Source organism: Candidatus Mycobacterium wuenschmannii (genome assembly GCF_030252325.1).
GTDB lineage: Bacteria > Actinomycetota > Actinomycetes > Mycobacteriales > Mycobacteriaceae > Mycobacterium > Mycobacterium wuenschmannii.
In genome coordinates this window covers 1,517,518-1,541,960 of the sequence record NZ_CP126981.1, presented here as the reverse complement: position 1 = coordinate 1,541,960, position 24,443 = coordinate 1,517,518, and the positions used below count along the sequence as shown (strand labels likewise).

The window sequence follows — 24,443 nt, the reverse complement described above, 5'->3', positions numbered from 1 at the left end:
CTCATTGCTGTTCGCGGATCCGGGGTCAGTAACGGCCAAAGGTCAGCGCCACGTTGTGTCCGCCGAAGCCGAACGAATTGTTGACGGCGTACTTGAAGTCGCCCCGTCGCGGTTCGCCCGCCACCACATCGAGGTCGACCTCGGGGTCGAGGTTCTTCAGGTTCAGCGTCGGCGGGATGACTTGGTCGCGCAGCGCCTGCACGGTCAGGATCGACTCCACCGCGCCGACCGCGCCGACCGAGTGGCCCAGCGCGCCCTTGGGGGCGTACACCGCCGCGTTGCCGCCGCCGGCGCCGAGCGCGCGGTTGATCGCCTTGGACTCGGCCACGTCGCCGACGGAGGTTCCGGTGGCGTGGGCGTTGACGTGGTCGATGTCGGACGGCTGGAGCCCGGCGAGCTCGATCGACCGGGTGATGGCGTGCCCGGCCCGCTCGCCGTTGGGGTCCGGCGCCACCATGTGGAAACCGTCAGAAGTGACGCTCGCGCCCATCAGCCGCGCCAAAATGTTTGCGCCGCGGGCCTTTGCGTGTTCCTCGGTCTCGATGACCATCAGCGCGCCCGCCTCACCGAAGACAAAGCCGTTGCGGTCCTTGTCGAACGGGCGGCAGGCGCCGGCGGGGTCGTCGTTACTGGTGGACAACACGATGCGCATCTGGGCGAAGCCCGCGATCGGCACCGCTTCGATCTTGGTCTCGACGCCGCCGCAGATCGCGATGTCGGCTTCGCCGAGCACGATCTGCTGCCAGGCGCGGGCGATGCCCTCCGACCCGGACGCGCAGGCCGAGATCGAGGTCATCACACCGGCTTTGGCCTGGTGTTGCAGCCCGACCGAGGCGGCCGCGGCGTTGGGCATGTACATCTGCACGACCAGCGGTGAGACCGCGCGCAGACCCTTCTCGCGCATGCCGTCGTAGGCGAAGATCAGCTCCTCGCTGGACCCGATACCGGTGCCGACCGACACCGCCAACCGATTGGTGTCCACCTCCGGCGAACCGGCGTTCTCCCACACCCGCCGGTTCAGCACGGTGGCCATTTTCTGCAGGTAACCCATGCGCCGCGCCTCGACGCGGTTCAACTGAGTGTCGAACTCCTCGAGAAGGTGACCGCCGATGCGGACCGGCAGGTCGTACTCCTCGACGAACGGGTCGTCGAGGGTACGGATCCCGCTTTGTCCGTCCAGCAGCATCTTCCACGTGTTTTCGGCATCCGTTGCCACGGCAGTCGTCATCGCGACGCCGGTGACGACGACGTTGGGGAAACCGTTCCCCGTAGCCAACTTTGACGATGTGGTCATGGGCCCTACGAACGCGCCTTTCGTGAAATTGTCAGTACCGCCCGAAGGCCAAAGCGACGTTGTGTCCGCCGAAGCCGAACGAGTTGTTGATGGCGTACTGGTATTCGCCATAACGCGGCTCGCCCGCAACGACGTCCAGGTCGATCTCGGGGTCGGGGGTGGTGTAGTTAAGTGTCGGCGGAATGACGCCATCGCGCAGTGCGAGAACCGTCAGGATCGACTCCAGTGCGCCGACGGCGCCGATGGAGTGACCGAGCGCGCCCTTGGGTGCGTAGACCGCGGCCTGCTCGACACCCGCGACGCGGATGGCGTTGGCCTCGGCGGTGTCACCGATCGGGGTGGCCGTGGCGTGCGCGTTGATGTGGTCGACGTCCTTGGGGGACAAGCCCGCCAATTCCAGCGACCGCGCCATCGCACGTCCGGCGCGAACACCGTCGGCGGCCGGAGCCACCATGTGGAACGCGTCCGACGTGATGCCGGCACCCATCAACCGGGCCAGCGGCTTGGCGCCACGGGCCTTGGCGTGCTCCTCGGTCTCGATGATCATCATCGCGCCGGCCTCGCCGAACACGAAGCCGTCACGGTTCTTGTCGAACGGACGAGACGCGCCCTCGGGGTTCTCGTTGTTCGTCGACATCGCGCGCATCATCGAGAACGCCGCGATCGGCAGTGCCTCGATGTTGCCCTCGACGCCACCGCAGACCGCGAAATCGGCGTCGCCCATGACGATCTGGCGCCATGCGTGTGCGATGGCCTCCGAGCCCGACGAACAGGCCGATACCGGCGTGACCACCCCGGCGCGGGCGCCGAGTTGCAGGCCGACGACGGCGGCGGCGCCGTTGGGCATGATCATCTGAACCGCGAGCGGGGACACCTTGCGGGGCCCGCCCTCGTTCATGAGGTCGTAGGTCTCGACGATCTTCTCGGCGCCACCCAGCCCGGTGCCGATCACGACCGCGAAGCGGTCGGGGTCGACCTCGGGGCTGCCGGCCGACTCCCACAGCTGTCCGCTGAGGTGCTTGGCCAGCCGCTGGACGTAGGACATGCGTCGCAGGTCCAGTCGGCCCATGTGGTCGTCGACGGCCTCTTTGAGGTGCCCGCCGATTTTCACCGGCAGGTCCCACTTCGTGACGAACTCGTCTTCGAGCACGCGGATGCCGGATTCTCCGGCGAGCAGACCCTTCCACGTGCCTTCGATGTCCGGCGCGATCGATGTCGTCGCCTCGACGGCGGTTACCACAACATTGGGGTAACCGCCGTTAGCAGTGGAAGGCTTCGTCACTTGCTGTCAGCCTCGAACTTGGCCCGCAGCGCCTGAGCGGCCTCGGGGTTCTCTTCTTCCAGCTTCTGGATGTAGTTGACGACGTCACCGACGGTGCGCAGACCGGCAAGGTCCTCGTCCGGGATCTTCACGCCGTACTTGTCCTCGGTCTGCACGGCGATCTCCACCATCGACAGCGAGTCGATGTCCAGGTCGTCGACGAACGACTTCTCCGGGGTGATCTCCGAGGGCTCGATACCGGTGACCTCTTCGATGATCTCGGCGATACCGGCGATGATTTCTTCCTGGCTGACGGACACGTTGTGTTTCCCTTCGTAATGTGTTGTGTACTGCTGATTTACCTGTTGTATGCGGTTGTGATGGCGGACGGATTGTGAATTGGCTTGGTAGCCAAAGGGTTTAGAGCTGGGCCAAACCGTCCAGGTCTGCGGGGGTCTTGACGGCGTGCGTCGGTGTCCCACGAAGTTCCCGCTTGGCGATGCCGGATAGAGCTCCCGCCGGTGGGAACTCGACAATCGCCGTCACGCTGCGCTGACGCAGCGTCTCGGAGCACAGGTCCCAGCGCACGGGCCGGGTCAGTTGTGCGACAAGCTTTTCCATCGCGTCGGCGGCCGAGCTCACCGGCTGGCCGTCGCGGTTCGACAGCAGGACGGCTGTCGGCTCGGAGGTCGAGATGTTCTGCGCCGCAGCGCTGTAACCCTCGAGGGCCGAAGCCATGAACTCGGTGTGGAACGCGCCGGCGACGCCCAACGCGCGCACGCGGGCCTTCTCGGGCGGGTCTTCGGCGAGCTTGTCCAGCGCGCTCAGCCGGCCGGCGGCCACGATCTGGCCGGCGGCGTTGCGGTTGGCCGGGACCAGGTCGAGCTGTTCGAGACGGGCGAGTACCGCGGTCTCGTCGCCGCCGAGCACCGCCGACATGCCGGTGGGCTCGTTGGCGCACGCCTTGGCCATCTCGGCGCCGCGGGTCGCGGCCAGCGCGACGGCGTCGTCTGCGGACAGCACGCCGGCGATCGCGTAGGCGGCGATCTCACCGACCGAGTGGCCGGCGACGATCACTTCGTTGTCCGCGGGCAGGCCGCGCGACGTCAGCTCCTGGTACGCGAGCAGCGTGGCGGCCACGATCAGGGGCTGGGCGATCGCGGTGTTGGTGATCTCCTCGGTCGAGGCGGTGGTGCCGAGGCGCACCAGGTCCAGGCCGCTGGCCGTCGACCACGACGCCAGGCGGTCTGCGGCGCCCGGCAATTCCAGCCACGGCGACAGCATCCCCTCGGTCTGCGACCCTTGTCCGGGCGCGAGCAACGCAATCACGTTATTAAGGGAACACTGTGAAGACGTCTTTGCGCCGTGTAAAGGATTATGAACCTTGTCTTATGTTTTTGTGGAAACTCCACAAAAAGGCACGCGATGCGACGTGTTCGATATCCCGCCGCAATCTGTTACCCGGCTTCGGCCGTGCCCGACGGCGCGACCAGGTCCTTTTCGATTCGACGCGTGACGGGCGTCACGATGTTGCCGGCAGTGCTGGACTGCTGTGCCTGGTAGGCGAGGTGTCCGACGGTCGCGGCAACCCGGAGGACGTAGGCGTCGCGCGGCAGCGTCGGATCGCGCCCGGTGAAGTCGGCGATGCGGCGCAGTCGGTAGCGGACGGTGTTTGGATGAACGAACAACTTGCGGGCACAAGCCTCGATCGCGCCGCCACAATCCAGGTAGGCGTCCAGGGTCTCGGTGAGGGTCGGACCGGCGTCGCCGAGCGGTCGCATCACGTCGGTGTGCAGCGCCGCGATCGCCGCCGCGTCGCCCATCAGCGCCCGTTCGGGGAGCAATTCGCGCGCCAACACGGGCCGTGGCGCTCCCCGCCAACCGGCCACCGCGTTCATGCCGGAGATGGCTTCGCTGGCGCTGTGGTAGGCCGCCGTCAGCATCGGCGCCGTCGGCCCTATCACCACCGGCCCATCGGAAAAGGCATCCAGCAGGGCACCGAAGACCTTCTCGGTCGGCGTCAGCTGACCGGACACGATGGCAACCAGGTAGGTCCCGTGCACATCGGTGAGCGCGGCGCGACCGTGCCGGGCGGCGATGTCCCGGACGTCCTGGCTGGCGTGGGTTTCACGGCCCGGCGCCGGCGTCCCCACCACGACAGTCGCCGGCGCGGTGGTGTCCCAGTTCAGCGCCGCGGCGCGGGACAACAGCTCCGGTCCGGTGTCGCCGCGCACCACCGCGTCGACGACGGTCGCCTCCATTCGGCTGTCCCACGTGCCGCGCGCCTCGGCGGCGTCGGCGTACGCCGTCGCGGCGCTGAAGGCCAGGTCGCGGCTGTACTTGAGGATCCCGACCGTCAACGCGGTCAACTGCTCGTCGGACCGGGCCAGCAGCGGGGCGACCTCCTCGAAGAACTCCAGGGTCACGCGGATCATGTCGACCGAGTGCCGCAGCGGCATGCGCTGCGTCAGGTCCTGCGGCATCAGCTCGAACGCCTTGGCGGTGTAGTTGACATTGCTGCTCGGGTCGGTCATCCACTCGACGAAGTTCGCGACGGCGGTCTGCACCACCAGCGCCAGGCTGGCCCGCTGCGAGGCCTCGAGTTCCGCGAAGAACGGCAGCCGGTCCTGCATGGCGCTGACCGCCTCGGTGGAGAATCGGCCGGAATACTGCTTCAACCTGCGCAGCAGCGACTCCGGGACGCTGTCCAGCAGGTCCAGCGTCGTGCGGGGCGTCGGAAACTGCTTGTCAGCCATCCCTAAAAGCTACGCCGCTTTTATGGATGATTTCGCCAACTCAGGCGCTGCCGGTGTCGACGTAGGACACCTGCGCGGCTTGGACGTCGTCGATGCGGTACTGCCGCGCGGCCGCGACCGGCACCGATGGGTCGATCTCCCCGTCGCGGGCCAGCGCCTCCAGCACCGCGACGACCTGCGACTCGGCATCGGTGTTGAAGTAACGCCGGGCCGCCGGCCGGGTGTCGGAGAAGCCGAACCCGTCGGTGCCCAGCGTGACGTAGCTGCCCGGCACCCAGGGCCGGATCTGCTCGGGCACCGCGCGCATCCAGTCCGAGACCGCGACGAACGGGCCGGTCGCCTTGGATAGCGCCTGCGTCACATACGGTTCGGCGGCGGGCTGGTCCGGATGCCGCAGGCGCTGCTTCTGGATCGCGACGCCGTCGCGGTTGAGCTCACTCCAACTCGTCACCGACCACACGTCGGCGGCGACGTCCCATTCGGCGGCCAGCATCTCGGCGGCCTGCACCGCGGCGGGCATCGACACCCCCGACGCCAGGATGTTGGCGGAATTGGTCCGGCTCTGGCCGGCCCGCTGGTAGCGGTAGATGCCCCGCAGCACGCCCTCGGGGTCGAAGTTCTCCGGCTCCGCGGGCTGCAGGTACGGCTCGTTGTAGATCGTCAGGTAGTAGAAGACGTTCTCGGCGTTCTCGCCGTACATCCGCGCCAACCCGGCCTCGATGATGTGGGCGATCTCGTAGGCGAACGCCGGATCGTAGGACAGCACAGCGGGATTGGTGGCCGCGAGCAGCAGCGACTGACCGTCCGCGTGCTGCAGGCCCTCGCCGGTCAGGGTGGTGCGACCGGCGGTGGCGCCCAACAGGAAGCCGCGCGTCATCTGGTCGGCGGCGGCCCACAGGTTGTCGCCGGTGCGCTGGAACCCGAACATGGAATAGAAGATGTAGATCGGGATCATCGGCTCGTTGTGCGTCGCATACGACGTACCGGCCGCGATGAAACTGGCTGACGAGCCGGCCTCGTTGATGCCCTCGTGCAGGATCTGACCGACTTCAGATTCCTTGTAGGCCAACATGAGCTCGGCGTCGACAGCGGTGTAGAGCTGGCCGTTGCGGTTGTAGATCTTCAGCGACGGGAACCACGAGTCCATGCCGAACGTGCGGGCCTCGTCGGGGATGATCGGGACGATCCGATCACCAATTTCTTTGTCCCGCAACAGTTCCTTGAACGTGCGGACGGTCGCCATCGTGGTGGCGACCTCCTGGTGGCCCGACCCCTTCTTCAGCGGCGCATAGATGTCGCGGCCGGGCAGTCGCAGGGTCTTGGTCTTGGTACGCCGGTCGGGCACGAAACCGCCGAGCGCATGGCGACGTTCGAGCAGGTAGCGGATCTCCGGCGCCTCGGGGCCGGGGTGGTAGTACGGCGGCAGGTAGGGATCCTGCTCGAGTTGCTCATCGGTGATCGGAATCCGGATCGCATCGCGGAAGTCCTTGAGGTCTTGCAGCGCAAGCTTTTTCATCTGGTGGGTGGCGTTGCGGCCCTGGAAGTGGGCACCCAGCGAGTAGCCCTTGATGGTCTTGGCCAGGATCACCGTCGGCTGACCGTGATGATCGACGGCGGCGCGGTAGGCGGCGTACACCTTGCGGTAGTCGTGGCCGCCGCGCTTCAGATTCCAGATCTCGGCGTCGGTCATCGGCTCGACGAGCGCCTTGGTACGAGGGTCGCGGCCGAAGAAATGGTCGCGGACGTAGGCGCCGTCGTTGGCCTTATAGGTCTGATAGTCACCGTCGGGCGTGGTGTTCATCAGGTTCACCAGCGCGCCGTCCCGGTCGGCGTGCAGCAACGCGTCCCATTCGCGACCCCACACCACCTTGATGACGTTCCAGCCGGCGCCCCGGAAGAACGACTCCAGCTCCTGGATGATCTTGCCGTTGCCGCGCACCGGGCCATCAAGACGCTGCAGATTGCAGTTGATCACGAACGTCAGGTTGTCCAAGGCCTCGTTGGCGGCCACCTGGATGAGGCCGCGGCTCTCCGGCTCGTCCATCTCGCCGTCGCCGAGGAACGCCCACACGTGCTGGTCGGAGGTGTCCTTGAGGCCGCGGTCGTGCAGGTAGTGGTTGAACCGGGCCTGATAGATCGCGTTCATGGGGCCCAGGCCCATCGACACCGTCGGGAACTCCCAGAAGTTCGGCATCAACCGCGGGTGCGGATACGACGGCAGCCCGCCGCCGGGATGACTGTGCTCCTGCCGGAAGCCGTCCAACTGGTCGGCCGACAGTCGGCCCTCGAGGAACGCGCGGGCGTAAATGCCCGGGGAGGCGTGGCCCTGGATGAAGACCTGATCGCCACCACCGGGATGGCTCTTGCCGCGGAAAAAGTGGTTGAACCCGACCTCGTAGAGCGCCGCCGACGACGCGTAGGTCGAAATGTGGCCGCCCACACCGACTCCCGGACGCTGGGCGCGGTGCACCATGATCGCGGCGTTCCACCGGATCCAGGCCCGGAAGCGACGCTCGACGTCCTCGTCACCGGGGAACCAGGGCTCCATCTCGGTCGGGATCGTGTTGACGTAATCGGTCGACGTCAGCGACGGCAGCGCCACTCGCTGCTCGCCTGCGCGCTCCAGCAGCCTCAGCATCAGATACCGCGCCCGCGCCGGACCCTGGCGCTCGAGGAGTTCGTCGAAGGACTCCAGCCACTCGGCGGTTTCCTCCGGGTCGATGTCCGGCAGGTAGGACGCGACGCCCTCGCGGATCACCCGCACGCGGTCGGGTTCGCTTGTGCCGGTTGGATTCTTGGCCAGATCGTGGCGGACGAACTCGGTGGTCAACGCACTACTCCTTTGTAGGCGGCTGACCGGCTTGTGGCTGATCGAGCCGTCGCGGATTGACGTCTTCGGTGATGTCGTGATGCTGCGACCCCTGTGGGGGTTGCTCCTATCGTGCCGCACCCACCGCCGCGCCGCGTACCCCGTCGGCGAACACGCCCGGGACGCCCGCGGCACCGCGGGCACGACGCCCGTCCTGCTCACCCGGTAACGTCGAAATTGTGCTGTTCGGATGGCGTGCTGACCCGGTGTTCTCGCGGCGACTGCGGATCGGCAGCCGGGCGGCCGGCTGCGTCGCGACCGTGCTGATGGCCGTGGTCGGCTGCACGACCATCAGCGACGGCGCTCCGACCGCCGACACCGCGATGGCCCCGGCCTACCGGACCTCGGTGGCCCAGTCGATCTCGGCCTCGTCGGCGACATCGAAGGCCCGCGCGGCCAAGCGAGCGGGGAACAACGCCTGCATCTCGTTCGCGGAGGGCGCCAAGGACGCGACGGAGAAGTTGGAGAACTTCATCGACGTCCACAACAGCGGCGCCAGCGACGAGTCCGCCGAGTCGTCCGCCAGGGACGCCCTCAACCACAGCGTGGACCTGTTGGCCGGCAACATCGGCGACGACATGCTCTCGCCCGACCTCCGCGACTCGTTGAACGCCTACCTCGACGCCGCCCGCGATGTAGCGACCAAGCTTGTTCCCGACCCGGAGCCGTCGGTGCTCAACGATGCGATCCACGGGTTGCGCGACGCCGTCGACAAGGCGAAGCGGACCTGCATTCGGTCGTCGAGATAGGCGGACAGCCGTCGGTGGAAGGTGCTCCATCCCAGCGCCGCCGGGTTGCGATGGTCGCCGCGATCGTGGTCGCCGCCGTCGCGCTGGGTGTTGCGATCATGACGACCGTCCACCTGCAGAAGCGCCAGCAGGCCGCTAGGTCGGCGGCCGCGGCGCCGCCGTCGAGCAGCGCATGCGAGGCCTTCGCCGCCAGTTCGCGCGATGCGGTCGACCGGCTGAATGCCTACATCGAGGCGGTCAACCAGGGCCGCGACACCACAGCCGTCGAAGCTCCGGCCGTCGAGGTTCTCGAACGCAGCGCCGACGACACCGAGAACAAGGCCCGTGGGGCCCTTTCTCAGTCGGTCCGTGAGGGGCTCAACGCCTACACCGACGCGGCCCGCGACGTCGCGGGTGCCATCCGGACCCATGCCGGGCGCGATGAGTTCAACAAGCGGGCCGCTCAGCTCACCGACACCAAGAACGAAGCGGTCAAGCGTTGCCAGGCTTCATGACGAGTTGTCATGTGTGCGACGCTACGTACTGTGCGACGATGGATTCCGTCGCGCGGCGCGTCGACCATCGACCGCACCGACAGGTTTGGCACTGACAAGGAGGTCGCACGGTGGTGGCCGCGGATGACGCCCCGAGCTTTGCCCGCAAGCTGGGCATCCAACCAGGGCAGGTTGTCCAGGAGTGGGGTTGGGACGAGGACGTCGACGACGACATCCGTGCCGATGTCGAAGATGCGTGCGGCGGCGAGTTGCTCGACGAGGACACCGACGAGGTCGTGGACGTGGTCCTGCTGTGGTGGCGCGACGACGACGGCGACCTGGTGGACACCCTGATGGACGCGATCGCCTCGCTGGCCGACGACGGCGTGATCTGGGTGCTGACCCCGAAGACCGGCAAGCCCGGTCACGTGCAGCCCGCCGAGATCGCCGAGTCGGCGCCCACTGCCGGCCTGATGCCGACATCGTCGGTCAACCTCGGTGACTGGAGCGCGAGCCGTCTGGTGCAACCGAAGTCGAAAGCGGCCGGGCGCCGCTGATGCTGCCGGTGGGTAGCCCCGCACCGGACTTCACCCTGCACGACCAGAACCGGCAGCCGGTCACCCTCAGCGCCTTTCACGGCGCGAAGGACGTGCTGCTGGTTTTCTTCCCGCTGGCGTTCACCGGTATCTGCCAAGGCGAGCTGGACGAGATTCGCGACCATCTGCCCGATTACGAGAACGACAGCCGCGCGGTGCTGGCGATCTCGGTCGGCCCGGCCCCGACCCACAAGGTGTGGGCCACCCAGAGCGGCTTCCTCTTTCCGGTGCTGTCCGATTTCTGGCCGCACGGTGCCGTCAGCCAGGCCTACTGCGTCTTCAACGAGGACGCCGGCGTGTCCAATCGCGGCACGTTCGTCATCGACCGCTCCGGGACCGTCCGGTTCGCTGAGATGAAGCAACCCGGCGAAGCCCGTGACCAGCGGCTGTGGGTCGACGCGCTGGCGGCGCTGAACGCCTGATCGTTTTGGGGCCGGGGCCGACGGACGGTATCTTTGCCCGGCACGGGCGCGTAGCTCAGTGGTAGAGCTCTGGTTTTACACACCAGCGGTCGGCGGTTCGATACCGTCCGCGCCCACCAGGAAGTAGGTCCGATGCCCGCTTTAGCGCCGACGCCGTTCTTCGTCTCCGATGGCGACCGCTTCGTTCCCAACCAGGTTGCGCAGGGCGGCTGGGGTCCCACCCTCGGCGGGCACGTGGTCGGTGGGCTGCTGGCCAGAAGCATCGAAGGCGAGCGGGCCGACCCGGACCTGGTACCCGCGCGTCTCACCGTCGACATCCTGCGCCGGGTCGCTGCCGAACCCGTTGAGGTCACGGCGAATGTGCTGCGCACCGGCCGGCGCAATCAATCCATCGACGCGACCATGACGCAGGGCGGCGAGGTGGTGGCCCGGGCGTCGACGCTGTTCCTGCGGCGCAGTACGCAGCCCGCGGTCCTGCCGTGGACGACAGACATCGCCATGCCGCCGATTCCCGAGGAGCCCGTGGAGTTCGACGATTCCGCGCCGATCTTCATCGCACCGTTCGGTGGCGGCGACGGTCCCAACCCGTGGCAACACCTGGGCCCGCGCTTCGCCTGGATTCGGCACATCCACGCACTGGTCGACGGCGAGGAGCCGAGCCCGTTCGTCTGCGCGGCGATGGCGGTCGACGTCACCGCATCGTTGACCGGTTTCTCCGAGGACGGTCTGGGATTCATCAACGCCGACTACACGATGACGCTGAGCAGACTGCCCGACGGCCCTTTCATCGGACTGGCGGCGCTGACCCACTACAGCGACGCCGGCATCGGGACGGGAAGCGCCAGCCTGTTCGATGTTCACGGCCCGATCGGCTCCGGCCTGACGACGGCCGCGGCCAACCCGAATTTCATTGGGGCAGTGGGCTAGCGCGCTTCCACTGCAGCCGACTGTCGGTCGTCACGCCGGCGTCGTCGGTCCGGCTCGCCGACAGGGTCAGCACATCGCCGTCGATGGCGGCATGCCGAAACTGGGGCTGCGCCAACAACTCCGGCAGCATCGAGATCGTGACGTCGTGGTGCAGCGTCGAGGATTTTTCGTCGACCGAGAAGCGTCCGCCGTAAGAGATGTAGCCCGCCATGTCCGAGTCGGCGAGCTGAGCCGACATGTGCCCGTCGGCGGTGTAGAGAATCAATCCCCGCGGTGACATGCCGAGCGGGTGGCGGTCTTCGCCGGTGGTCGCGTCGCGCGCGACGAACGAGACCAGCTCCCATGCGCCCAACACCTCGTCACGCAACGTCACGGTCGTGACGATACTGACCGGCGATCTGAACTCGAGATGGCCTTCGGGTGACGTCCTGCGATTCGGAGTGCCGGCCGGCGCCGACCGGGTATGAATCAGGCGTGAGCAACCACCACGTGAACCTGACCCAGCAGGAGAACTCGCTGATCGCCGAGAGCCATCCCGATGCTTTGGAACGGATGGACGAGAAACAGTTGAGGGATCTGCAGGGTCGGCTGCGGACGGTCCGCGACAAGAACTTCAGCATGCTGCGACGGCAGGGTGCGGCCCGGGTGGAGGCTGAGGGTGCGCGCGGCGCGGCCCAGCCTGCCAACGAGCGGCGCAACGAGAAGGTCGAGGTCATCGACGAGGCGCTGGCCCGGGTGGAGCAGCGCCTCGCGCTCGCCGGCTCAGGGGACTAGCACGACCTTGCCGACGTTCTCGCGCGCCGCCAGAATCCGGTGTGCCTCAGCCGCTTCGGCGAATGGCACCGCCGCGTGCACGACCGGGGATGCGGTGCCGTCGGTCAGCGCGGCCGTCAGCGGTCCGATCCACGGCTCGAGCGTCCCGCGGTCGTCCCACAGCCGCAGCATGTTGATGCCGACGACGGTCTTGGAGTCGCTGATCTGGGAGACTAGGCTCAGCCCGCGCAGCATCGCCAGCGCCTGCGGGGCCGCGCGCAGCAGCGATCGCTTCTCGCCCTGCTGCAACGCCGAAAGCCCGTATGCGACAAGGCGTCCGCCCGGCCGCAGCAGGCCGAACGACCGCTTGAGTGATGTGCCGCCGAGGCCGTCGAGCACCATGTCGTACGGCCCCAGGCCCTTCCACCAGCCGTCGCGACGGTAATCGATCGTCTTGTCGACCCCGAGGGCCGTGAGCTGTGCGTGCTTGCCGGGCGACGCGGTGCCGTGCACCACCGCGCCCGACGCCTTGGCCAGTTGAACTGCCGCGATGCCCACGCCGCCGGCCGCGGCGTGTATCAGCACGTGCTCGCCCTCGCGCAGCGAGCCGTAGCCGACCAGAGCCGCCCACGCGGTGGCGTAGTTGACCGGCACCGCGGCGCCCTGCTCGAAGCTCATCGAATCCGGCAGCGGCACAGTGTCGTTGGCGCCGGCGTTGACGATCTCCGCGTAGCCGCCGAAGCGGGTTCCGGCCAGCACCCGCTGGCCCACTCGCGTGGGGTCGACACCGTCGCCGACCGCCTCGATCGTCCCGGCCACCTCGTAGCCGACGACGCACGGCAGTTTGGGCGCATCGGGGTAGAGGCCGACGCGGGCCAGATGGTCGGCGAAGTTCACCCCCGCCGCGCGCACCGCGATGCGCACCTGCCCGGCAGCGGGCGGCGGCGGATCGGGACGCTCCTGCACCCGGAGCACGGACGGTGGGCCGTGCTTGGTGATGACGACCGCGCGCATGGCTGCTTATTCTGCCGGGGGAGCGAAGAACTCGAGCGCGATGCCGTCGGGATCGCGAAAGCTAAGGCCCGAGCCGTAGGGGGCGTCGACGATCCCGCCGTGCTGAATCCGCAGTTCGCCCAGGCGATCCATCCAGGTCTCCAGTTCGGCTCGGCTGGCGCAGCCGAAGCCGACGTGGTCCAGGCCCACCCGGAATTCGCTGAAGCGCTCGTTGGGTGCAGGATGCTCATGCTGATGAATGCCGAACAGGGTGCCACCGTCGAGCAGCCACACCTGGTGCCGGAATCCGCCGGCGGTCCGCTCGTCGATGATCGGGTCGGCGTCGAACAGCTGCCGGTACCAGGGTCCGCTGACCGACATATCGCGGATGGTCAGCGCGACGTGATTGAGTGCCGGGAATGCCATGGAGCGAGTGTCCCCTCATAGTGTGTGGCCTAGATCACTTACTGGCCAGTAGGGTGGCGAGCGCCACATTTACTTCGTCCCTCTAATTAGTCATGCTTGATACATGACTTCGCAGCTGACTGAAGACCGCTCTGACGTCCTCCCCAAGGACTTCGACGTCAACACCGGCCCCGTGTGGTTGCAGCCGTGGTTTTGGCTGGCCGTCGTGGGCTTTATCGGCATGATCGCCCTAACCATCACCATCTAGGCGTCACACGATTCGCCGACCCAGGCGGGCGCGCAAGCGCATGTCCCACAGGTAGAGCCGATAGCCGAGAATCCACGCCTGATGTGGAATCAGGCGGTCGGCCACCCGCAGGGCCGTGAGCAACCACTCGAACCGTCGCTGCTGGGATTCTGACCACCCCAACCGCATCAAGCTGCGGAACTCCGGAGGCAGAAAGCCCGTCGTCGCGAACAGATTGAAGGGTCCGGCGAGCGCGCGCAGCGGCCAGGGCAGGAATTCCATCGCCGCCACTCCGCGTAGGTGGTCGCGTACCGGGGGATCGATGCGCAGATCCTCGAGCGAGCGTTTCCAGTAGTCGTCGAACGCCACCCGATCGGGCGGCCACATCGATTCGCGCACCTGCAGCGTCGTGCCCAGCGTGCGTGCGTCCTGATAGACGGCGTCGGCCGCCGCCTCCTCGAGCGGGCCGAACAGAGACTCGTGCTGGTCGACGAAGTAGCGATACAGGCAGGCCGCGACCCACAACTGCAGCTTTGGGTCGAAGGCGTTGTAGGACACCGGACTCGACGCCGTCGACCGCACCTGGCGGTGTGCGGTGTCGACGGCCGCGCGAATCAGGGCACGGTCCGATTCGGTGCCGATCGTCGCGACGGCCAGATACGTCCCGGTGGTGCGCGCCCGCTTGAACGGGTGCTGGTAGACGTTGCCGCTGTCCACCGGGCTTTCCAGGACGCCATAACCGACGCCGGGCAGCGACAGTTGCATGATCACGTTCGCGGCCGGCAGCAGAGTGGCCGCGGGGTTCAGCAGGTCGGCGACCCGCGTGACGTGACGCTTCATCAGCCGAGTAGACCACGTGTGAGACGCTGCCGGAGTGCTTGGCACCGCGCGGCGTACCCGACTCATAGGTGTGCTGCTGGGCTATCTGGCCGACGTGCTGCTGGCCGACCCACGCTCATGCCACCCCGTCGCCGGATTCGGCGCTGCGGCAAGCTCCTTGGAGCGGGCCACCTATCGCGACAACCGGATGGCGGGCGTCGTGCATGTCGGGGTGCTGGTGGGCGCCGTGAGCCTGGCCGGCGCCGCCGTCGAGCGACGTAGCCGGCGGGTGGGCGCGGCGATCGCGACCGCCGTGGCGACCTGGATCGCGCTGGGTGGAACCTCGTTGGCGCGCGTCGGGTCGCGGATGGGCGACCTGCTGGGCCGTGGCGATCTCGACGGCGCGCGCACGCTGCTGCCGTCGTTGTGTGGCCGCGATCCGGCGACGCTGGATGCCGACGGGTTGACCCGAGCCACGGTGGAGTCGTTGGCCGAGAACACCTCCGATGCGCAGGTGGCCCCGCTGCTGTGGGCCGCGGCCGGCGGTGTGCCCGGCGTGCTCGGGTATCGCGCCGTCAACACCCTCGATGCGATGGTCGGCCACCGATCGCCGCGCTACGCCCGATTCGGTTGGGCCGCCGCACGATTGGACGACGCGGCCAACTATCTCGCGGCCCGCGTCACCGCGGCGCTGACGGTCGTGTGCGCTCCGATCGTCGGCGGGTCGCCGCTGGGGGCGGTGACGGCGTGGCGGCGCGATGCGGGCCGACACCCCAGCCCCAACGCCGGCGTCGTCGAGGCGGCCTTCGCCGGGGCGCTGGGTGTGCGACTCGGCGGCCCGACCCAGTACGACTACGAGTTGCAGATCCGGCCGGTCCTCGGCGACGGCCGGGCGCCGACGGTGGCCGATCTGTCGCGCGCCGTTCGCCTTTCGCGCGCGGTGCAGATGGGCGCGCTGGCAGTGGCAGCGGTCAGCGTCGCCGCCCGTAGCGGTCGGTGAGCTTTTCCTCGACGGTCGTCGGCTTCGTCACCGGCTGCCCGGCCTTCTCGGCGCGGCGGGCCCGCACCTCGGCATAGACGAAGTAGCCCAACAGGATCGGCGCGATTACGCCGAATGTGATCCATTGGATGCCGTACGACAGGAACGGGCCCGCGTCCAGGTGCGGCAGCGCGAGCACGCCGAGCCCGCCGGGTTGGTCGTCGACGAGTTGCAGATATTGCTTGGTCAACGAGGTGCCGGTTAGCGTGCCGATCTGGTCGGTGCTGATCGAATAGACCTGTCGCACACCGTCGCTGACGAATGACTGCTTGTCCAGCACCGGCCCCTCGGAATCGCGCAGCCGCCCGGTGATGTGCACCGTCCCGGGCGGCGGCGCGGGAATCGGCGGCACCCGCGAGCCGGGCAGCGGCCGCACGTAGCCGCGGTCGACGAGCACGGTCGGGCCGTCGTCGACGACGAACGGCAGCAGCACCTCCATCACCTGATCGCCCTCGGCGACCCGCAACCGGGCCACCACCTGCTTATCCGGCTCGTAGTGCCCGGACGCCGTGACCCGGCGCCATTGGCCGTCGGGGGCCGTCGAATCCTGATGTGGCAGAAGCGTTGTCAGCGCTATCGGGTCGGTCGTCAGCGAATGCTGGATCTGGTCGTTCTCCCGCGACGTCTTGGCGTTCTTGCCGAGTTGCCACGGCGCAAGCACGCTGAAGCACAAGTAGGTGAACGCGACCACGACCACGGCCAGCGCGATCCAGCCCGGCCGCAGCACGAAGGCCAGGCGCCGCATCAGCCGCTCCCGAATTGCTCGTCGACCCAGGTGTGCAGGCCGGGCAGCGACGCCTCGATCGCGGCGAAGGTGATCTCGAAGTCGCGGTTGTCGCCGTAGTACGGATCGTCGACATCGAGAACGTAAGCGCCGGAACGGGGGTCGAAGGACCGCAGCATCCGGATCCGCTCGGCGTCGACGCCCATCTGCTGCAGTAGTGGAACGTGATTGCGGGCCAACGCGATCACCATGTCGGCGTTGATGTGGTCGATGTCCACCTGCGCGGCGCTGTGGTCGGTGGGGTAGCCGTGCGCGCGCAGCACCCGGTTGGCCCGCTCGTCGGCGCCTTTGCCGATGTGCCAGCCCGCCGTTCCCGCGCTGGTGACCCGCACGGCGCCGTCGAGTCCCCGCTCGCTGATCTGGTGGGCGAACATCTTCTCCGCCATCGGCGAGCGGCAGATGTTGCCGGTGCAGACGAAGGTGACGTGCAGCTTTGGCAGTTCAGACACCCAACGCCTTTCGCAGTTCGTCGATCGTCTCTACGTGCACGGCACCGCTGGGCCCGTCATCGAAATCATCGCGGCCGTAACCCCACCCGACCACCACCGCGTCGAGGCCGTGCGCGGCCGCGCCCTCGACATCGTGGCGGCGGTCGCCGACCATCAGCACCCGTTCGGGCAGCGGCCGCAGTTGCGTCAGGGCGTGCGCCAGCACGTCGGCCTTGGCGGCCCGGGTGCCGTCGACGCTGGCGCCGGCGATGACGTCGAAATGCCCGTCGAGGCCGAAGTGTTCCAGGATGCGTTGCGCGGTGGGCTCAGCCTTGGAGGTGGCCACCGCCAGTCGCACGCCGGCGGCGCGCAGGTCGGCCAGCAGCGGGGCGATCCCGTCGAACAGGCTGTTGATCGCCCACCCGCGGGTGGTGTAGTCGGCGCGGTAGGCGGCGATCGCCGCATCCGCATGCTCGCCGAGGCCCATGGCCTCGAAGGTGTGGTGCATCGGCGGTCCGACGATCCGGCTGGCCAGATCGCCGTCGGGAACGGCGGCGCCGATCTCGCCGAGCGCGTGGCAGAAGCTGGACACGATGCCGTCAGCGGAGTCGGTGAGTGTGCCGTCGAGATCGAAGATCACCAACGTTGCCGAAACGGTGCCTGTCACGTCGCTATTGTCCTCGATCCCGATACCCGGCCGCGCCGCGAGGTCGTTACTGTTTCCAATGTGGCGATTTCCGGGGCGCGCTATCACGGCGATCAGGCCGCCGAACCCGGCATGCTCGATTTCGCGGTCAACGTCCGGCGTGCACGGCCGCCGGAATGGCTGACCGCACGGCTCGCTGCCCGGTTACCTGACCTGGGCCGATACCCCTCCGCCGGCGACGAGCGCGCCGCCGTGGCGGCCGTCGCGGCCCGGCACGGCCGTGCGCCCGACGAGGTCGTGCTGCTGGCCGGGGCCGCCGAGGGCTTCGCGCTGCTGGCCAACCTGCGGCCGCGCCTTGCCGCGCTGATCGCGCCGTCGTTCACCGAACCCGACGCGGCGTTGACGGCGGCCGGCGTGCCGGTGCGCCACGTCGTGCTCGACCCGCCGTTCGGACTGGCCGGCGCACACGTGCCCGCGGAGGCCGACCTCGTCGTCGTCGGCAACCCGACCAACCCGACCGGGGTGCTGCACACCCGCGCGCAGATTCTCGCGCTGCGCCGGCCCGGACGGATCGTCGTGGTGGACGAGGCGTTCGCCGACGCGATCCCGGGCGAGCCCGAATCGCTGGCCGCCGAGTCGCTCCCGGACGTCGTGGTGCTGCGCAGCCTGACCAAGACCTGGGCGCTGGCCGGTCTTCGCGTCGGCTACGCGATGGGCGCCACGGACGTGCTCGCCCGGCTGACCGCCACCCGGCCGCACTGGCCGCTGGGCACGCTGCCGCTGACCGCCGTCGCCGCGTGCTGTGCTCCCGCCGCGGTTGCCGAAGCCGAGACCGGCGCGCGGGAACTGGCCGCCGTGCGTACCGAGATGGTGGCCGGATTGCGGTCGGCCGGCGTCGAGGTTGTCGACGGCGTGGCGCCATTCGTGCTGTTCACTGTCGCGGATGCGGCATTGATGCGAAAACATCTGCACGGCAAGGGAATCGCCGTGCGACGCTGTGACACGTTCGTCGGCCTGGACGGGGAGTATCTGCGCGCCGCGGTCCGGCCGGAATGGCCGGTGCTGGTCGAGGCGATCGCCGAGAGTGGGGTGGCGCGATGACAGTGCGGTTGGGCGCGGTGATCGAGGCGCTGGACGCCGCGTACCCGCCCGCGCTGGCACAGTCGTGGGATTCGGTCGGCCTGGTCTGCGGCGACCCCGACGACACGCTGAGTTCGGTCACGATCGCCGTCGATGCGACCGCCGCGGTGGTCGACGCGGTGCCCGATGGCGGATTGCTGCTGGCCCACCACCCGCTGCTGTTGCGCGGCGTCGACACGGTGGCCGCCGACACGGCGAAAGGCTCGTTGATCCACCGCCTGATCCGTTCCGGGCGTTCGCTTTTCACGGCGCACACCAATGCGGACTCGGCGTCGCCGGGCGTATCCGACGCGCTGGCCGCCGCACTCGGGCTGACCGTCGAGGACGTCCTGGAGCCCGCACCCGCGCGTCAGGAACTGGACAAATGGGTGATCTTCGTGCCGCCGGAGAACGCGGATGCGTTGCGGGCGGCCATCTTTGCCGCCGGCGCCGGGCACATCGGCGACTATTCGCATTGTGGGTGGAGCGTGCAGGGCGTCGGGCAGTTCCTGCCGCACGACGGGGCCAACCCGGCGATCGGCCGCGTCGGCGCGGTGGAACAGGTGGTGGAGGACCGGATCGAGGCGGTCGCATCGGTGCGGGTGCGCCATCAGGTGCTGGCTGCGATGCGCGCGGCGCATCCCTACGAAGAGCCGGCATTCGACGTGGTGGCGCTGCAACCGCTACCCAGTGGCACCGGGCTGGGCCGCATCGGCTCATTGGATCGACCGGAGCCGTTGCACGCGTTCGTGTCTCGCGTCTCGTCCGGTCTGCCGCAGACGTCGTGGGGGGTGCGTGCCGCGGGTGACCCGGAGGCGACTGTGTCGCGCGTTGCGGTGTGCGGCGGTGCAGGCGACTCGCTGCTGGAGGCGGCGGCCGCTGCCGACGTGCAGGCCTACGTCACCGCGGATCTGCGCCATCATCCGGCCGACGAGCATCGTCGCGCCTCCGACGTCGCGCTGATCGATGTCGCGCATTGGGCCAGCGAATTCCCGTGGTGCGAGCAGGCCGCCGACGTGCTGCGCACGGCGTTCGGCGCCGCCCTCGCGGTCGATGTGTGCCGGATTCGCACCGACCCATGGAACGTCTGCGGGGGAGAGGGAGCATGAAAGCCGAAGTCGCACAGCAGCGCTCGCTGCTCGAAGTCGTAGAGCTGGACGCGGAGCTGGCCAAGATGAACCACCGCGCCGGCCACCTGCCGGAGCGCGCCCAGATCGAGCGCATCCAGGCCGAGCAGATCGCCGCCGGCGACCGGTTGGGTGCGCTGCAGATTGCGTTGGCGGACTTGGACACTCAGGTCTCGCGATTCGAGTCGGAGATCGACGGCGTGCGCCAGCGCGAGGATCGGGATCGCGGGTTGCTGCAGACGATCGCCGACTCCAAGCAGCTGTCCGAGCTACAGCACGAGTTGGACACCTTGCAGCGCCGCCAGTCCAGCCTGGAGGACTCGCTGATCGAGGTGATGGAGCATCGCGAGCAGTTGCAGAACCAGCAGGCCGCCGAGCAGTCCGTGATCGAAGGTCTGCAGTCCGATCTGGGCGCCGCTCAGCAGGCGGTCGACACCACGCTGGCCGACATCGACCATCACCGCCGCATGCATGCGTCGCGGCGCGACGAACTCACGTCCGCGCTGGCCCCGGATCTGTTGGCGCTCTACGAGCGGCAACGCTCGGGCGGCGGGCCCGGGGCGGGGCTGCTGCAGGGCGGTCGCTGCGGGGCGTGCCGGATCGAGATCGACCGCGGCGAACTGTCGCGAATCTCAGCGGCCGCCGAAGACGAGGTGCTGCGCTGTCCGGAGTGCAGCGCAATCCTGTTGCGCATCAAGGGCATCAACCGGTGAAGGTGATCGTCGAGGCCGACGGTGGATCGCGGGGCAACCCGGGGCCGGCCGGCTACGGATCGGTGGTGTGGAGCGCCGACCGGTCAGTCGTGCTGGCCGAGAGCAAGCAGGCGATCGGGGAGGCCACCAACAACGTCGCCGAATACCGGGGCCTGATAGCGGGTTTGGCAGAGGCCGCGAAACTGCATGCCACCGAGGTCGCGGTGGCGATGGACTCCAAGCTCGTCGTCGAGCAGATGTCCGGGCGCTGGAAGGTCAAGCATCCCGACCTGGCCGCGTTGCACGCCGAAGCCCGCGGCCTGGCGGCCGGATTCGACCGGATCAGCTACGCGTGGATTCCGCGGGCCGAGAACGCGCACGCCGACCGGTTGGCCAACGAGGCGATGGACGCCGCGGCCGGCACCTCAGCCCCGGCCGTAGGTGACAAGGCATCCGGCGCCCCGGGTTGGACCGGCGCGCAGGGCGCCGCCACCCGGTTGCTGTTGCTGCGCCACGGCCAGACCGAATTGTCCGTGCAGCGGCGCTATTCCGGCCGGGGCAACCCCGCGCTGACCGCCCTGGGCCGTCAGCAGGCCGACGCGGCGGCGGCGTACCTGGGGTCGCGCGGCGGCGTCACGGCGGTGATCAGTTCGCCGCTGCAGCGCTGCCAGGAGACCGCGGCCGCGGCCGCCAAGCGTTTGGGCCTGGACGTCGCGACCGACGACGACCTGATCGAGACCGATTTCGGTGGGTGGGAGGGCCTGACCTTCGCCGAGGCCGCCGAGCGTGATCCGGAGTTGCATCGACAGTGGTTGCGCGACACCAGCACGGAACCTCCGGGCGGCGAAAGCTTCGACCGTGTCGACGAACGGGTCGCGCGGGTCCGCGATCGGATCGTCGCCGAGCACGGCGGGCACACGGTGGTGGTGGTGTCGCATGTCACCCCGATCAAGATGCTGCTGCGCGAGGCGCTCGACGCCGGGCCGAGCATCCTGTACCGGCTGCACCTGGATCTCGCATCGCTGAGCATCGCGGAGTTCTATCCCGACGGCGCCTCGTCGGTCCGGCTGGTCAACCAGACCGGGTATTTGGGTTAGAGATCTACGGCATCCGGGTAGTGGGGCAGGCGTGGACTGGTTAGCGTCGCACGCCCTGGCCATCGGATCGGCTTTACTGGCAGCCCTTTTCGCCGCGGTCGGCATCGTCGTGCGGCAGCGCGCCATCCAGACGGGAGCCGACAACCAAGCGGAGGCGGGCGCGATCGTCACGTCGTGGGTGCGGCAACCGTCGTGGTGGCTGGGCACCGTTGGGGCGATCGGCGGATACGTGTTCCAGGCGCTGGCGCTCGCGCACGGATCGCTGTTGCTGGTGCAACCATTGCTGGTGTCGTCGTTGTTGTTCGTGCTGCCGCTGGGCGCGCGGTTCTCCCATCAGCATGTGCGGGCGCGTGATTGGGGTTGGGCGGTGCTGCTGACGGCCGCGCTGACGGTCTTCGTTCTGGTCGGTCAGCCACGCGAGGGGCACTACCGGGCACCGGTGCCGGCCTGGAGCGTCGCGCTCGGCACCTCGGTCCCGGTGGTGCTTGTCTGCGTCCTGCTCGCGCGCCGCGCGACCGGTCGACGCCGGGCCACGCTGCTGGCCGGCGCTGTCGCGGTGCTGCTCGGCATGGTCGCGGTGTTGACCAAGGTCAGCACGCATCGCCTGGCCGCGCATGGGTGGCACGGGTTGTTGACGGTGCCCGCGCCCTACCTCTTGGTGGCGCTGGCGGTCACGGTGACCGTCTTGCAGCAGTCGGCTTTTCACGCCGGTGCGTTGCAGGCGTCGGTGCCGATCATGTTGGTGGGTGAGCCCGTGGTGGCGGTGCTGCTCGGCGTCGTGATACTCGGCGAGTACCTGATCGTGCGAGGTCCGGCCGCGGTGATCCTCGTTCTGGCGGTCGCCGCAATGACGGCGGCGACGATCGCGCTGGGCCGGGATTCGGCGACGCCCGATTCGGCGGACGAATCATCTACCCGCCCGGAAATGGCCCGGTAGAAACACAATCCGCGAGTATGCTCTCGCGTCACAGTCTTCCTTGTGTCAAGTAACCGGCGAGGGACGATGTTCACTAGTACGGTCGACGCGCAATCCGATGCCGCAGTCATGCGGCTGTCCGGAATCCTGAATGCGCGTACGTATCAGGAAATCCGGGACTCTGTCGTCAAGGTCGCTGTCGACGAGGCGAGAGCCGTGATTGTCGACGTCAACAACCTCGACGTCCGGGACGGCGAAAGCTGGGCGGTGTTCACCAGCGCTCGGTGGTGCGTCCAGCAATGGCCGGAGGTCCCGATTGTGTTGGTGTCGTCCGACCCCGCCGTCCGCGCGCGATTGACGGCTCTGTCGGTGGCCCGCTATGTCCCCGTCTATGACACGGTGGCCGCCGCGCACGAAGCGCTCGGTGACGGAACGTGCCGCTACCTGCACCGCGCCCGGGAATGGTTCGAGCCGAGTCCCTGCAGCGTGAATACCGCGTTGCTGTTCGTGCACGAGCACCTGCTGGCCTGGTCGATGCGGGACCGGGTGCCGGTCGCCAGCACGGTGGTCACCGTCTTCGCCGAGAACGCGCTGGCGCACACCCGCGCCGGCTTCGATATCCGACTCGAGGGCACGGATGACGAGGCGATCGTCGCGGTGTCCGACTCGAGTCACGCGCTGGCGGTTCGACAGGAACGGCCCCCTGGCAGCTGCCCCGCCAGTCTGGACATCGTGTCCTCGCTGTGCCGCCGCTGGGGCAACACGCCTACAACAACGGGAAAGACGGTCTGGGCGCGGATCGGTCCGAACGACACTTTCGCCGGAATCACCCGGCCGCGGCGCTAGGCCGCGTCGTGAAAGATCAACCCGAGCGCATGCCGCTGCCCGGATCGCACGACGGAGATGCCGTGCCGCACCGCCGCGGCCGACCAACCCCGCACCGACCGCACCGGGCGGTCGCGGGTGGTGAACAGGTAACCGTGACCCTGCGGTAATTGCGTTGCGGTACCGCGTGATTGGGCCCGCGCCCGCTGCTCGACGAGCATGAACTCACCGCCGGTGAACTCACTGTCCGGATCGCTGAGGTTGATCACCACCTGAAGCGGAAAAACCAAGTCGCCGTACAGGTCCCGGTGCAGTGCATTCCAGTCGTCGGTGCCGTAGCGCAACATCAGCGCAGTCGACCGGGTCTGGCCGGCGGCGTGGCAGGTCTGCAGCCAATCGTCGAGCGTGTCGGGCCAGGGCGCGTCGCGGCCCAGCTTGGTCCACCAATCCCGGGCGATCGGCAGCAGCCGCGGGTACAGCGCCTGCTTGAGTTGCTCGATCGGCTCCGGGTAGGGCGCGTGAAAGTAGCGGTACCGGCCCGACCCGTAGCGGCGTGGACCCATGTCGACGGTGGACCGGAACAGCCCGTCGTCATCGAAAAGGCCGCGCAGGCGTCGGGCCTCGGGCGCGGTGAGCAGCCGCGGCAGCAGTGCGCCACCGAAGTCGCTGACGGTGGCCGTGATTGCGTCCCAGTCGCCGGCCTCCACGCGCTTGGACCATCGATCAGACGCCATGACCTGTAGACGATAGAGACAACCGGAATGTGAGGTCCGGGTATCGGCGCCGGCCGTTGTGTACGGTGTTAGCGCGGACGAGTTGGCTGGGCGGCCGCGGCTCGGGCTCTTGCAGCGCCGAGTCGAGGAAAGTCCGGACTTCACAGAGCAGGGTGATTGCTAACGGCAATCCGAGGCGACTCGCGGGAAAGTGCCACAGAGAACAAACCGCCACCCTCGCGGTGGTAAGGGTGAAACGGTGCGGTAAGAGCGCACCAGCATTCCGGGTGACCGGGGTGGCTAGGCAAACCCCACCCGAAGCAAGGTCAAGAAGACCGCATTTCGGTGCGGTCGCGCAGGTGTCTGAGGGCGGCTCGCCCGAGCCTGCGGGTAGACCGCTCGAGGCACCCGGCAACGGTGTGTCCAGATGGATGGTCGCCGCCGCGTCCCCGACGCGGAACAGAATCCGGCTTACAGGCCAACTCGCCCGCCC

Annotated in this window: 28 protein-coding genes, 1 tRNA gene and 1 other RNA gene; 16 read left to right on the top strand and 14 right to left on the bottom strand. The window is 68.3% G+C overall.

Annotated features, from left to right (window positions below; all coding sequences use genetic code 11):
* Window positions 1–25 precede the first annotated feature (25 nt).
* The 6 genes from kasB to aceE all read right to left on the bottom strand — a co-directional run bounded on the left by kasB (window position 26) and on the right by aceE (window position 8,141).
* Window positions 26–1,294: a 3-oxoacyl-ACP synthase KasB gene (kasB, locus tag PT015_RS07480; protein WP_285189996.1), complete on the bottom strand. Its 1,269-nt coding sequence runs from the start codon at window positions 1,292–1,294 to the stop codon at window positions 26–28.
* Window positions 1,295–1,325: 31 nt separating this feature from the next.
* The gene (gene kasA, locus PT015_RS07475; protein WP_285189995.1) at window positions 1,326–2,576 is read right to left on the bottom strand and encodes a 3-oxoacyl-ACP synthase KasA; all 1,251 of its coding nucleotides are present in this window, start codon (window positions 2,574–2,576) and stop codon (window positions 1,326–1,328) included.
* On the bottom strand, window positions 2,573–2,875 hold the full coding sequence (acpM, locus tag PT015_RS07470; protein WP_285189994.1) for a meromycolate extension acyl carrier protein AcpM: 303 nt from the start codon (window positions 2,873–2,875) through the stop codon (window positions 2,573–2,575). The genes kasA and acpM overlap by 4 nt, the downstream gene beginning before the upstream one ends.
* A gap of 100 nt (window positions 2,876–2,975) precedes the next feature.
* Window positions 2,976–3,884 carry an ACP S-malonyltransferase gene (locus tag PT015_RS07465; protein WP_285189992.1) on the bottom strand — a complete coding sequence of 303 codons (909 nt, stop codon included), beginning with the start codon at window positions 3,882–3,884 and terminating at the stop codon, window positions 2,976–2,978.
* Between the two features lie 128 nt (window positions 3,885–4,012).
* Window positions 4,013–5,311: a PucR family transcriptional regulator gene (locus PT015_RS07460; protein ID WP_285189990.1), complete on the bottom strand. Its 1,299-nt coding sequence runs from the start codon at window positions 5,309–5,311 to the stop codon at window positions 4,013–4,015.
* A 40-nt stretch (window positions 5,312–5,351) separates the two neighbouring features.
* Window positions 5,352–8,141: a pyruvate dehydrogenase (acetyl-transferring), homodimeric type gene (aceE, locus tag PT015_RS07455; RefSeq protein WP_285189989.1), complete on the bottom strand. Its 2,790-nt coding sequence runs from the start codon at window positions 8,139–8,141 to the stop codon at window positions 5,352–5,354.
* Between the two features lie 218 nt (window positions 8,142–8,359).
* Between aceE and PT015_RS07450 the strand changes: the two genes are divergently transcribed.
* The 6 genes from PT015_RS07450 (at window position 8,360) to PT015_RS07425 (ending at window position 11,347) form a co-directional block, all read left to right on the top strand.
* Window positions 8,360–8,929 (top strand): hypothetical protein, encoded by a 570-nt coding sequence (locus PT015_RS07450; protein ID WP_285189987.1) that lies wholly within the window; start codon window positions 8,360–8,362, stop codon window positions 8,927–8,929.
* A gap of 14 nt (window positions 8,930–8,943) precedes the next feature.
* Window positions 8,944–9,423, top strand: a complete 480-nt coding sequence (locus tag PT015_RS07445; protein ID WP_285189985.1) for a hypothetical protein — start codon at window positions 8,944–8,946, stop codon at window positions 9,421–9,423.
* A 110-nt stretch (window positions 9,424–9,533) separates the two neighbouring features.
* Complete coding sequence (locus PT015_RS07440) at window positions 9,534–9,959, top strand: DUF3052 domain-containing protein (protein ID WP_285189983.1); 426 nt, start codon at window positions 9,534–9,536, stop codon at window positions 9,957–9,959.
* A complete protein-coding gene (locus PT015_RS07435) occupies window positions 9,959–10,420 on the top strand; it encodes a peroxiredoxin (RefSeq protein WP_285189981.1) in 462 nt (153 codons plus the stop codon). Before PT015_RS07440 ends, PT015_RS07435 begins: the two co-directional genes overlap by 1 nt.
* Window positions 10,421–10,464: 44 nt before the next feature.
* Window positions 10,465–10,539 (top strand) — tRNA-Val (locus PT015_RS07430).
* Between the two features lie 13 nt (window positions 10,540–10,552).
* Window positions 10,553–11,347: a thioesterase family protein gene (locus PT015_RS07425; RefSeq protein ID WP_285189980.1), complete on the top strand. Its 795-nt coding sequence runs from the start codon at window positions 10,553–10,555 to the stop codon at window positions 11,345–11,347.
* Here the strand turns inward: PT015_RS07425 and PT015_RS07420 are convergent.
* Window positions 11,328–11,720 carry a lipocalin-like domain-containing protein gene (locus PT015_RS07420; protein ID WP_285189978.1) on the bottom strand — a complete coding sequence of 131 codons (393 nt, stop codon included), beginning with the start codon at window positions 11,718–11,720 and terminating at the stop codon, window positions 11,328–11,330. The two genes, PT015_RS07425 and PT015_RS07420, sit on opposite strands and share 20 nt — an antisense overlap.
* 101 nt (window positions 11,721–11,821) lie before the next feature.
* On the opposite strand from PT015_RS07420, the gene PT015_RS07415 reads away from it, so the two are divergent.
* Entirely contained in the window at window positions 11,822–12,121 is a 300-nt protein-coding gene (locus tag PT015_RS07415; RefSeq protein ID WP_285189976.1) for a hypothetical protein, read from the top strand.
* On the opposite strand, the gene PT015_RS07410 is transcribed toward PT015_RS07415, so the two are convergent.
* Window positions 12,110–13,114, bottom strand: coding sequence for a zinc-binding dehydrogenase (locus PT015_RS07410; RefSeq protein ID WP_285189973.1), 1,005 nt, complete (start codon window positions 13,112–13,114; stop codon window positions 12,110–12,112). The genes PT015_RS07415 and PT015_RS07410 overlap by 12 nt on opposite strands.
* Before the next feature lie 6 nt (window positions 13,115–13,120).
* The gene (locus tag PT015_RS07405) at window positions 13,121–13,519 is read right to left on the bottom strand and encodes a VOC family protein (protein WP_285189972.1); all 399 of its coding nucleotides are present in this window, start codon (window positions 13,517–13,519) and stop codon (window positions 13,121–13,123) included.
* A gap of 103 nt (window positions 13,520–13,622) precedes the next feature.
* Here PT015_RS07405 and PT015_RS07400 point away from each other — a divergent pair, with 103 nt between their 5' ends.
* Window positions 13,623–13,766 (top strand): hypothetical protein, encoded by a 144-nt coding sequence (locus PT015_RS07400; RefSeq protein WP_285189970.1) that lies wholly within the window; start codon window positions 13,623–13,625, stop codon window positions 13,764–13,766.
* A 3-nt stretch (window positions 13,767–13,769) separates the two neighbouring features.
* Here PT015_RS07400 and PT015_RS07395 read toward each other — a convergent pair whose 3' ends face one another.
* Entirely contained in the window at window positions 13,770–14,585 is an 816-nt protein-coding gene (locus PT015_RS07395) for an oxygenase MpaB family protein (protein ID WP_285189968.1), read from the bottom strand.
* Between the two features lie 34 nt (window positions 14,586–14,619).
* Between PT015_RS07395 and PT015_RS07390 the strand changes: the two genes are divergently transcribed.
* Window positions 14,620–15,564: a cobalamin biosynthesis protein gene (locus tag PT015_RS07390; RefSeq protein ID WP_285189967.1), complete on the top strand. Its 945-nt coding sequence runs from the start codon at window positions 14,620–14,622 to the stop codon at window positions 15,562–15,564.
* On the opposite strand, the gene PT015_RS07385 is transcribed toward PT015_RS07390, so the two are convergent.
* From PT015_RS07385 to PT015_RS07375, 3 genes are read right to left on the bottom strand one after another with little or no spacing between them, the layout of a single operon-like run.
* Window positions 15,536–16,348 carry an SURF1 family cytochrome oxidase biogenesis protein gene (locus PT015_RS07385; RefSeq protein ID WP_285189965.1) on the bottom strand — a complete coding sequence of 271 codons (813 nt, stop codon included), beginning with the start codon at window positions 16,346–16,348 and terminating at the stop codon, window positions 15,536–15,538. The two genes, PT015_RS07390 and PT015_RS07385, sit on opposite strands and share 29 nt — an antisense overlap.
* On the bottom strand, window positions 16,348–16,773 hold the full coding sequence (locus PT015_RS07380) for an arsenate reductase/protein-tyrosine-phosphatase family protein (protein WP_390888007.1): 426 nt from the start codon (window positions 16,771–16,773) through the stop codon (window positions 16,348–16,350). The genes PT015_RS07385 and PT015_RS07380 overlap by 1 nt, the downstream gene beginning before the upstream one ends.
* Before the next feature lie 55 nt (window positions 16,774–16,828).
* Window positions 16,829–17,482 (bottom strand): HAD-IA family hydrolase, encoded by a 654-nt coding sequence (locus PT015_RS07375; RefSeq protein WP_285189961.1) that lies wholly within the window; start codon window positions 17,480–17,482, stop codon window positions 16,829–16,831.
* Between the two features lie 60 nt (window positions 17,483–17,542).
* On the opposite strand from PT015_RS07375, the gene cobC reads away from it, so the two are divergent.
* The 6 genes from cobC (at window position 17,543) to PT015_RS07345 (ending at window position 23,258) form a co-directional block, all read left to right on the top strand.
* Window positions 17,543–18,562 (top strand): Rv2231c family pyridoxal phosphate-dependent protein CobC, encoded by a 1,020-nt coding sequence (gene cobC, locus PT015_RS07370; protein WP_285189960.1) that lies wholly within the window; start codon window positions 17,543–17,545, stop codon window positions 18,560–18,562.
* The gene (locus PT015_RS07365; RefSeq protein WP_285189958.1) at window positions 18,559–19,689 is read left to right on the top strand and encodes a Nif3-like dinuclear metal center hexameric protein; all 1,131 of its coding nucleotides are present in this window, start codon (window positions 18,559–18,561) and stop codon (window positions 19,687–19,689) included. Before cobC ends, PT015_RS07365 begins: the two co-directional genes overlap by 4 nt.
* Window positions 19,686–20,420 carry a zinc ribbon domain-containing protein gene (locus PT015_RS07360; RefSeq protein ID WP_285189954.1) on the top strand — a complete coding sequence of 245 codons (735 nt, stop codon included), beginning with the start codon at window positions 19,686–19,688 and terminating at the stop codon, window positions 20,418–20,420. Before PT015_RS07365 ends, PT015_RS07360 begins: the two co-directional genes overlap by 4 nt.
* Entirely contained in the window at window positions 20,417–21,496 is a 1,080-nt protein-coding gene (locus tag PT015_RS07355; RefSeq protein ID WP_285189952.1) for a bifunctional RNase H/acid phosphatase, read from the top strand. The genes PT015_RS07360 and PT015_RS07355 overlap by 4 nt, the downstream gene beginning before the upstream one ends.
* 31 nt (window positions 21,497–21,527) lie before the next feature.
* Window positions 21,528–22,433, top strand: a complete 906-nt coding sequence (locus tag PT015_RS07350) for a DMT family transporter (protein ID WP_285189950.1) — start codon at window positions 21,528–21,530, stop codon at window positions 22,431–22,433.
* Between the two features lie 66 nt (window positions 22,434–22,499).
* Window positions 22,500–23,258 carry an STAS domain-containing protein gene (locus PT015_RS07345; RefSeq protein WP_285189948.1) on the top strand — a complete coding sequence of 253 codons (759 nt, stop codon included), beginning with the start codon at window positions 22,500–22,502 and terminating at the stop codon, window positions 23,256–23,258.
* Here PT015_RS07345 and PT015_RS07340 read toward each other — a convergent pair.
* Window positions 23,255–23,971 carry a 2OG-Fe(II) oxygenase gene (locus tag PT015_RS07340; protein WP_285189945.1) on the bottom strand — a complete coding sequence of 239 codons (717 nt, stop codon included), beginning with the start codon at window positions 23,969–23,971 and terminating at the stop codon, window positions 23,255–23,257. The two genes, PT015_RS07345 and PT015_RS07340, sit on opposite strands and share 4 nt — an antisense overlap.
* Window positions 23,972–24,049: 78 nt before the next feature.
* Between PT015_RS07340 and rnpB the strand changes: the two genes are divergently transcribed.
* An RNA gene (rnpB, locus tag PT015_RS07335) (RNase P RNA component class A) lies at window positions 24,050–24,440 on the top strand.
* The last annotated feature ends 3 nt before the right edge of the window (window positions 24,441–24,443 follow it).

What these genes read in the sequence shown, in the direction of transcription:
- kasB (WP_285189996.1), bottom strand. Translation starts at nt 1,294, where the DNA reads ATGACCACATCGTCAAAGTTGGCTACGGGGAACGGTTTCCCCAACGTC.
- PT015_RS07460 (WP_285189990.1), bottom strand. Translation starts at nt 5,311, where the DNA reads ATGGCTGACAAGCAGTTTCCGACGCCCCGCACGACGCTGGACCTGCTG.
- PT015_RS07435 (WP_285189981.1), top strand. Translation starts at nt 9,959, where the DNA reads ATGCTGCCGGTGGGTAGCCCCGCACCGGACTTCACCCTGCACGACCAG.
- PT015_RS07425 (WP_285189980.1), top strand. Translation starts at nt 10,553, where the DNA reads ATGCCCGCTTTAGCGCCGACGCCGTTCTTCGTCTCCGATGGCGACCGC.
- PT015_RS07410 (WP_285189973.1), bottom strand. Translation starts at nt 13,114, where the DNA reads ATGCGCGCGGTCGTCATCACCAAGCACGGCCCACCGTCCGTGCTCCGG.
- PT015_RS07405 (WP_285189972.1), bottom strand. Translation starts at nt 13,519, where the DNA reads ATGGCATTCCCGGCACTCAATCACGTCGCGCTGACCATCCGCGATATG.
- PT015_RS07400 (WP_285189970.1), top strand. Translation starts at nt 13,623, where the DNA reads ATGACTTCGCAGCTGACTGAAGACCGCTCTGACGTCCTCCCCAAGGAC.
- PT015_RS07395 (WP_285189968.1), bottom strand. Translation starts at nt 14,585, where the DNA reads ATGAAGCGTCACGTCACGCGGGTCGCCGACCTGCTGAACCCCGCGGCC.
- PT015_RS07385 (WP_285189965.1), bottom strand. Translation starts at nt 16,348, where the DNA reads ATGCGGCGCCTGGCCTTCGTGCTGCGGCCGGGCTGGATCGCGCTGGCC.
- PT015_RS07380 (WP_390888007.1), bottom strand. Translation starts at nt 16,773, where the DNA reads ATGGCGGAGAAGATGTTCGCCCACCAGATCAGCGAGCGGGGACTCGAC.
- PT015_RS07365 (WP_285189958.1), top strand. Translation starts at nt 18,559, where the DNA reads ATGACAGTGCGGTTGGGCGCGGTGATCGAGGCGCTGGACGCCGCGTAC.
- PT015_RS07360 (WP_285189954.1), top strand. Translation starts at nt 19,686, where the DNA reads ATGAAAGCCGAAGTCGCACAGCAGCGCTCGCTGCTCGAAGTCGTAGAG.
- PT015_RS07345 (WP_285189948.1), top strand. Translation starts at nt 22,500, where the DNA reads ATGTTCACTAGTACGGTCGACGCGCAATCCGATGCCGCAGTCATGCGG.
- PT015_RS07340 (WP_285189945.1), bottom strand. Translation starts at nt 23,971, where the DNA reads ATGGCGTCTGATCGATGGTCCAAGCGCGTGGAGGCCGGCGACTGGGAC.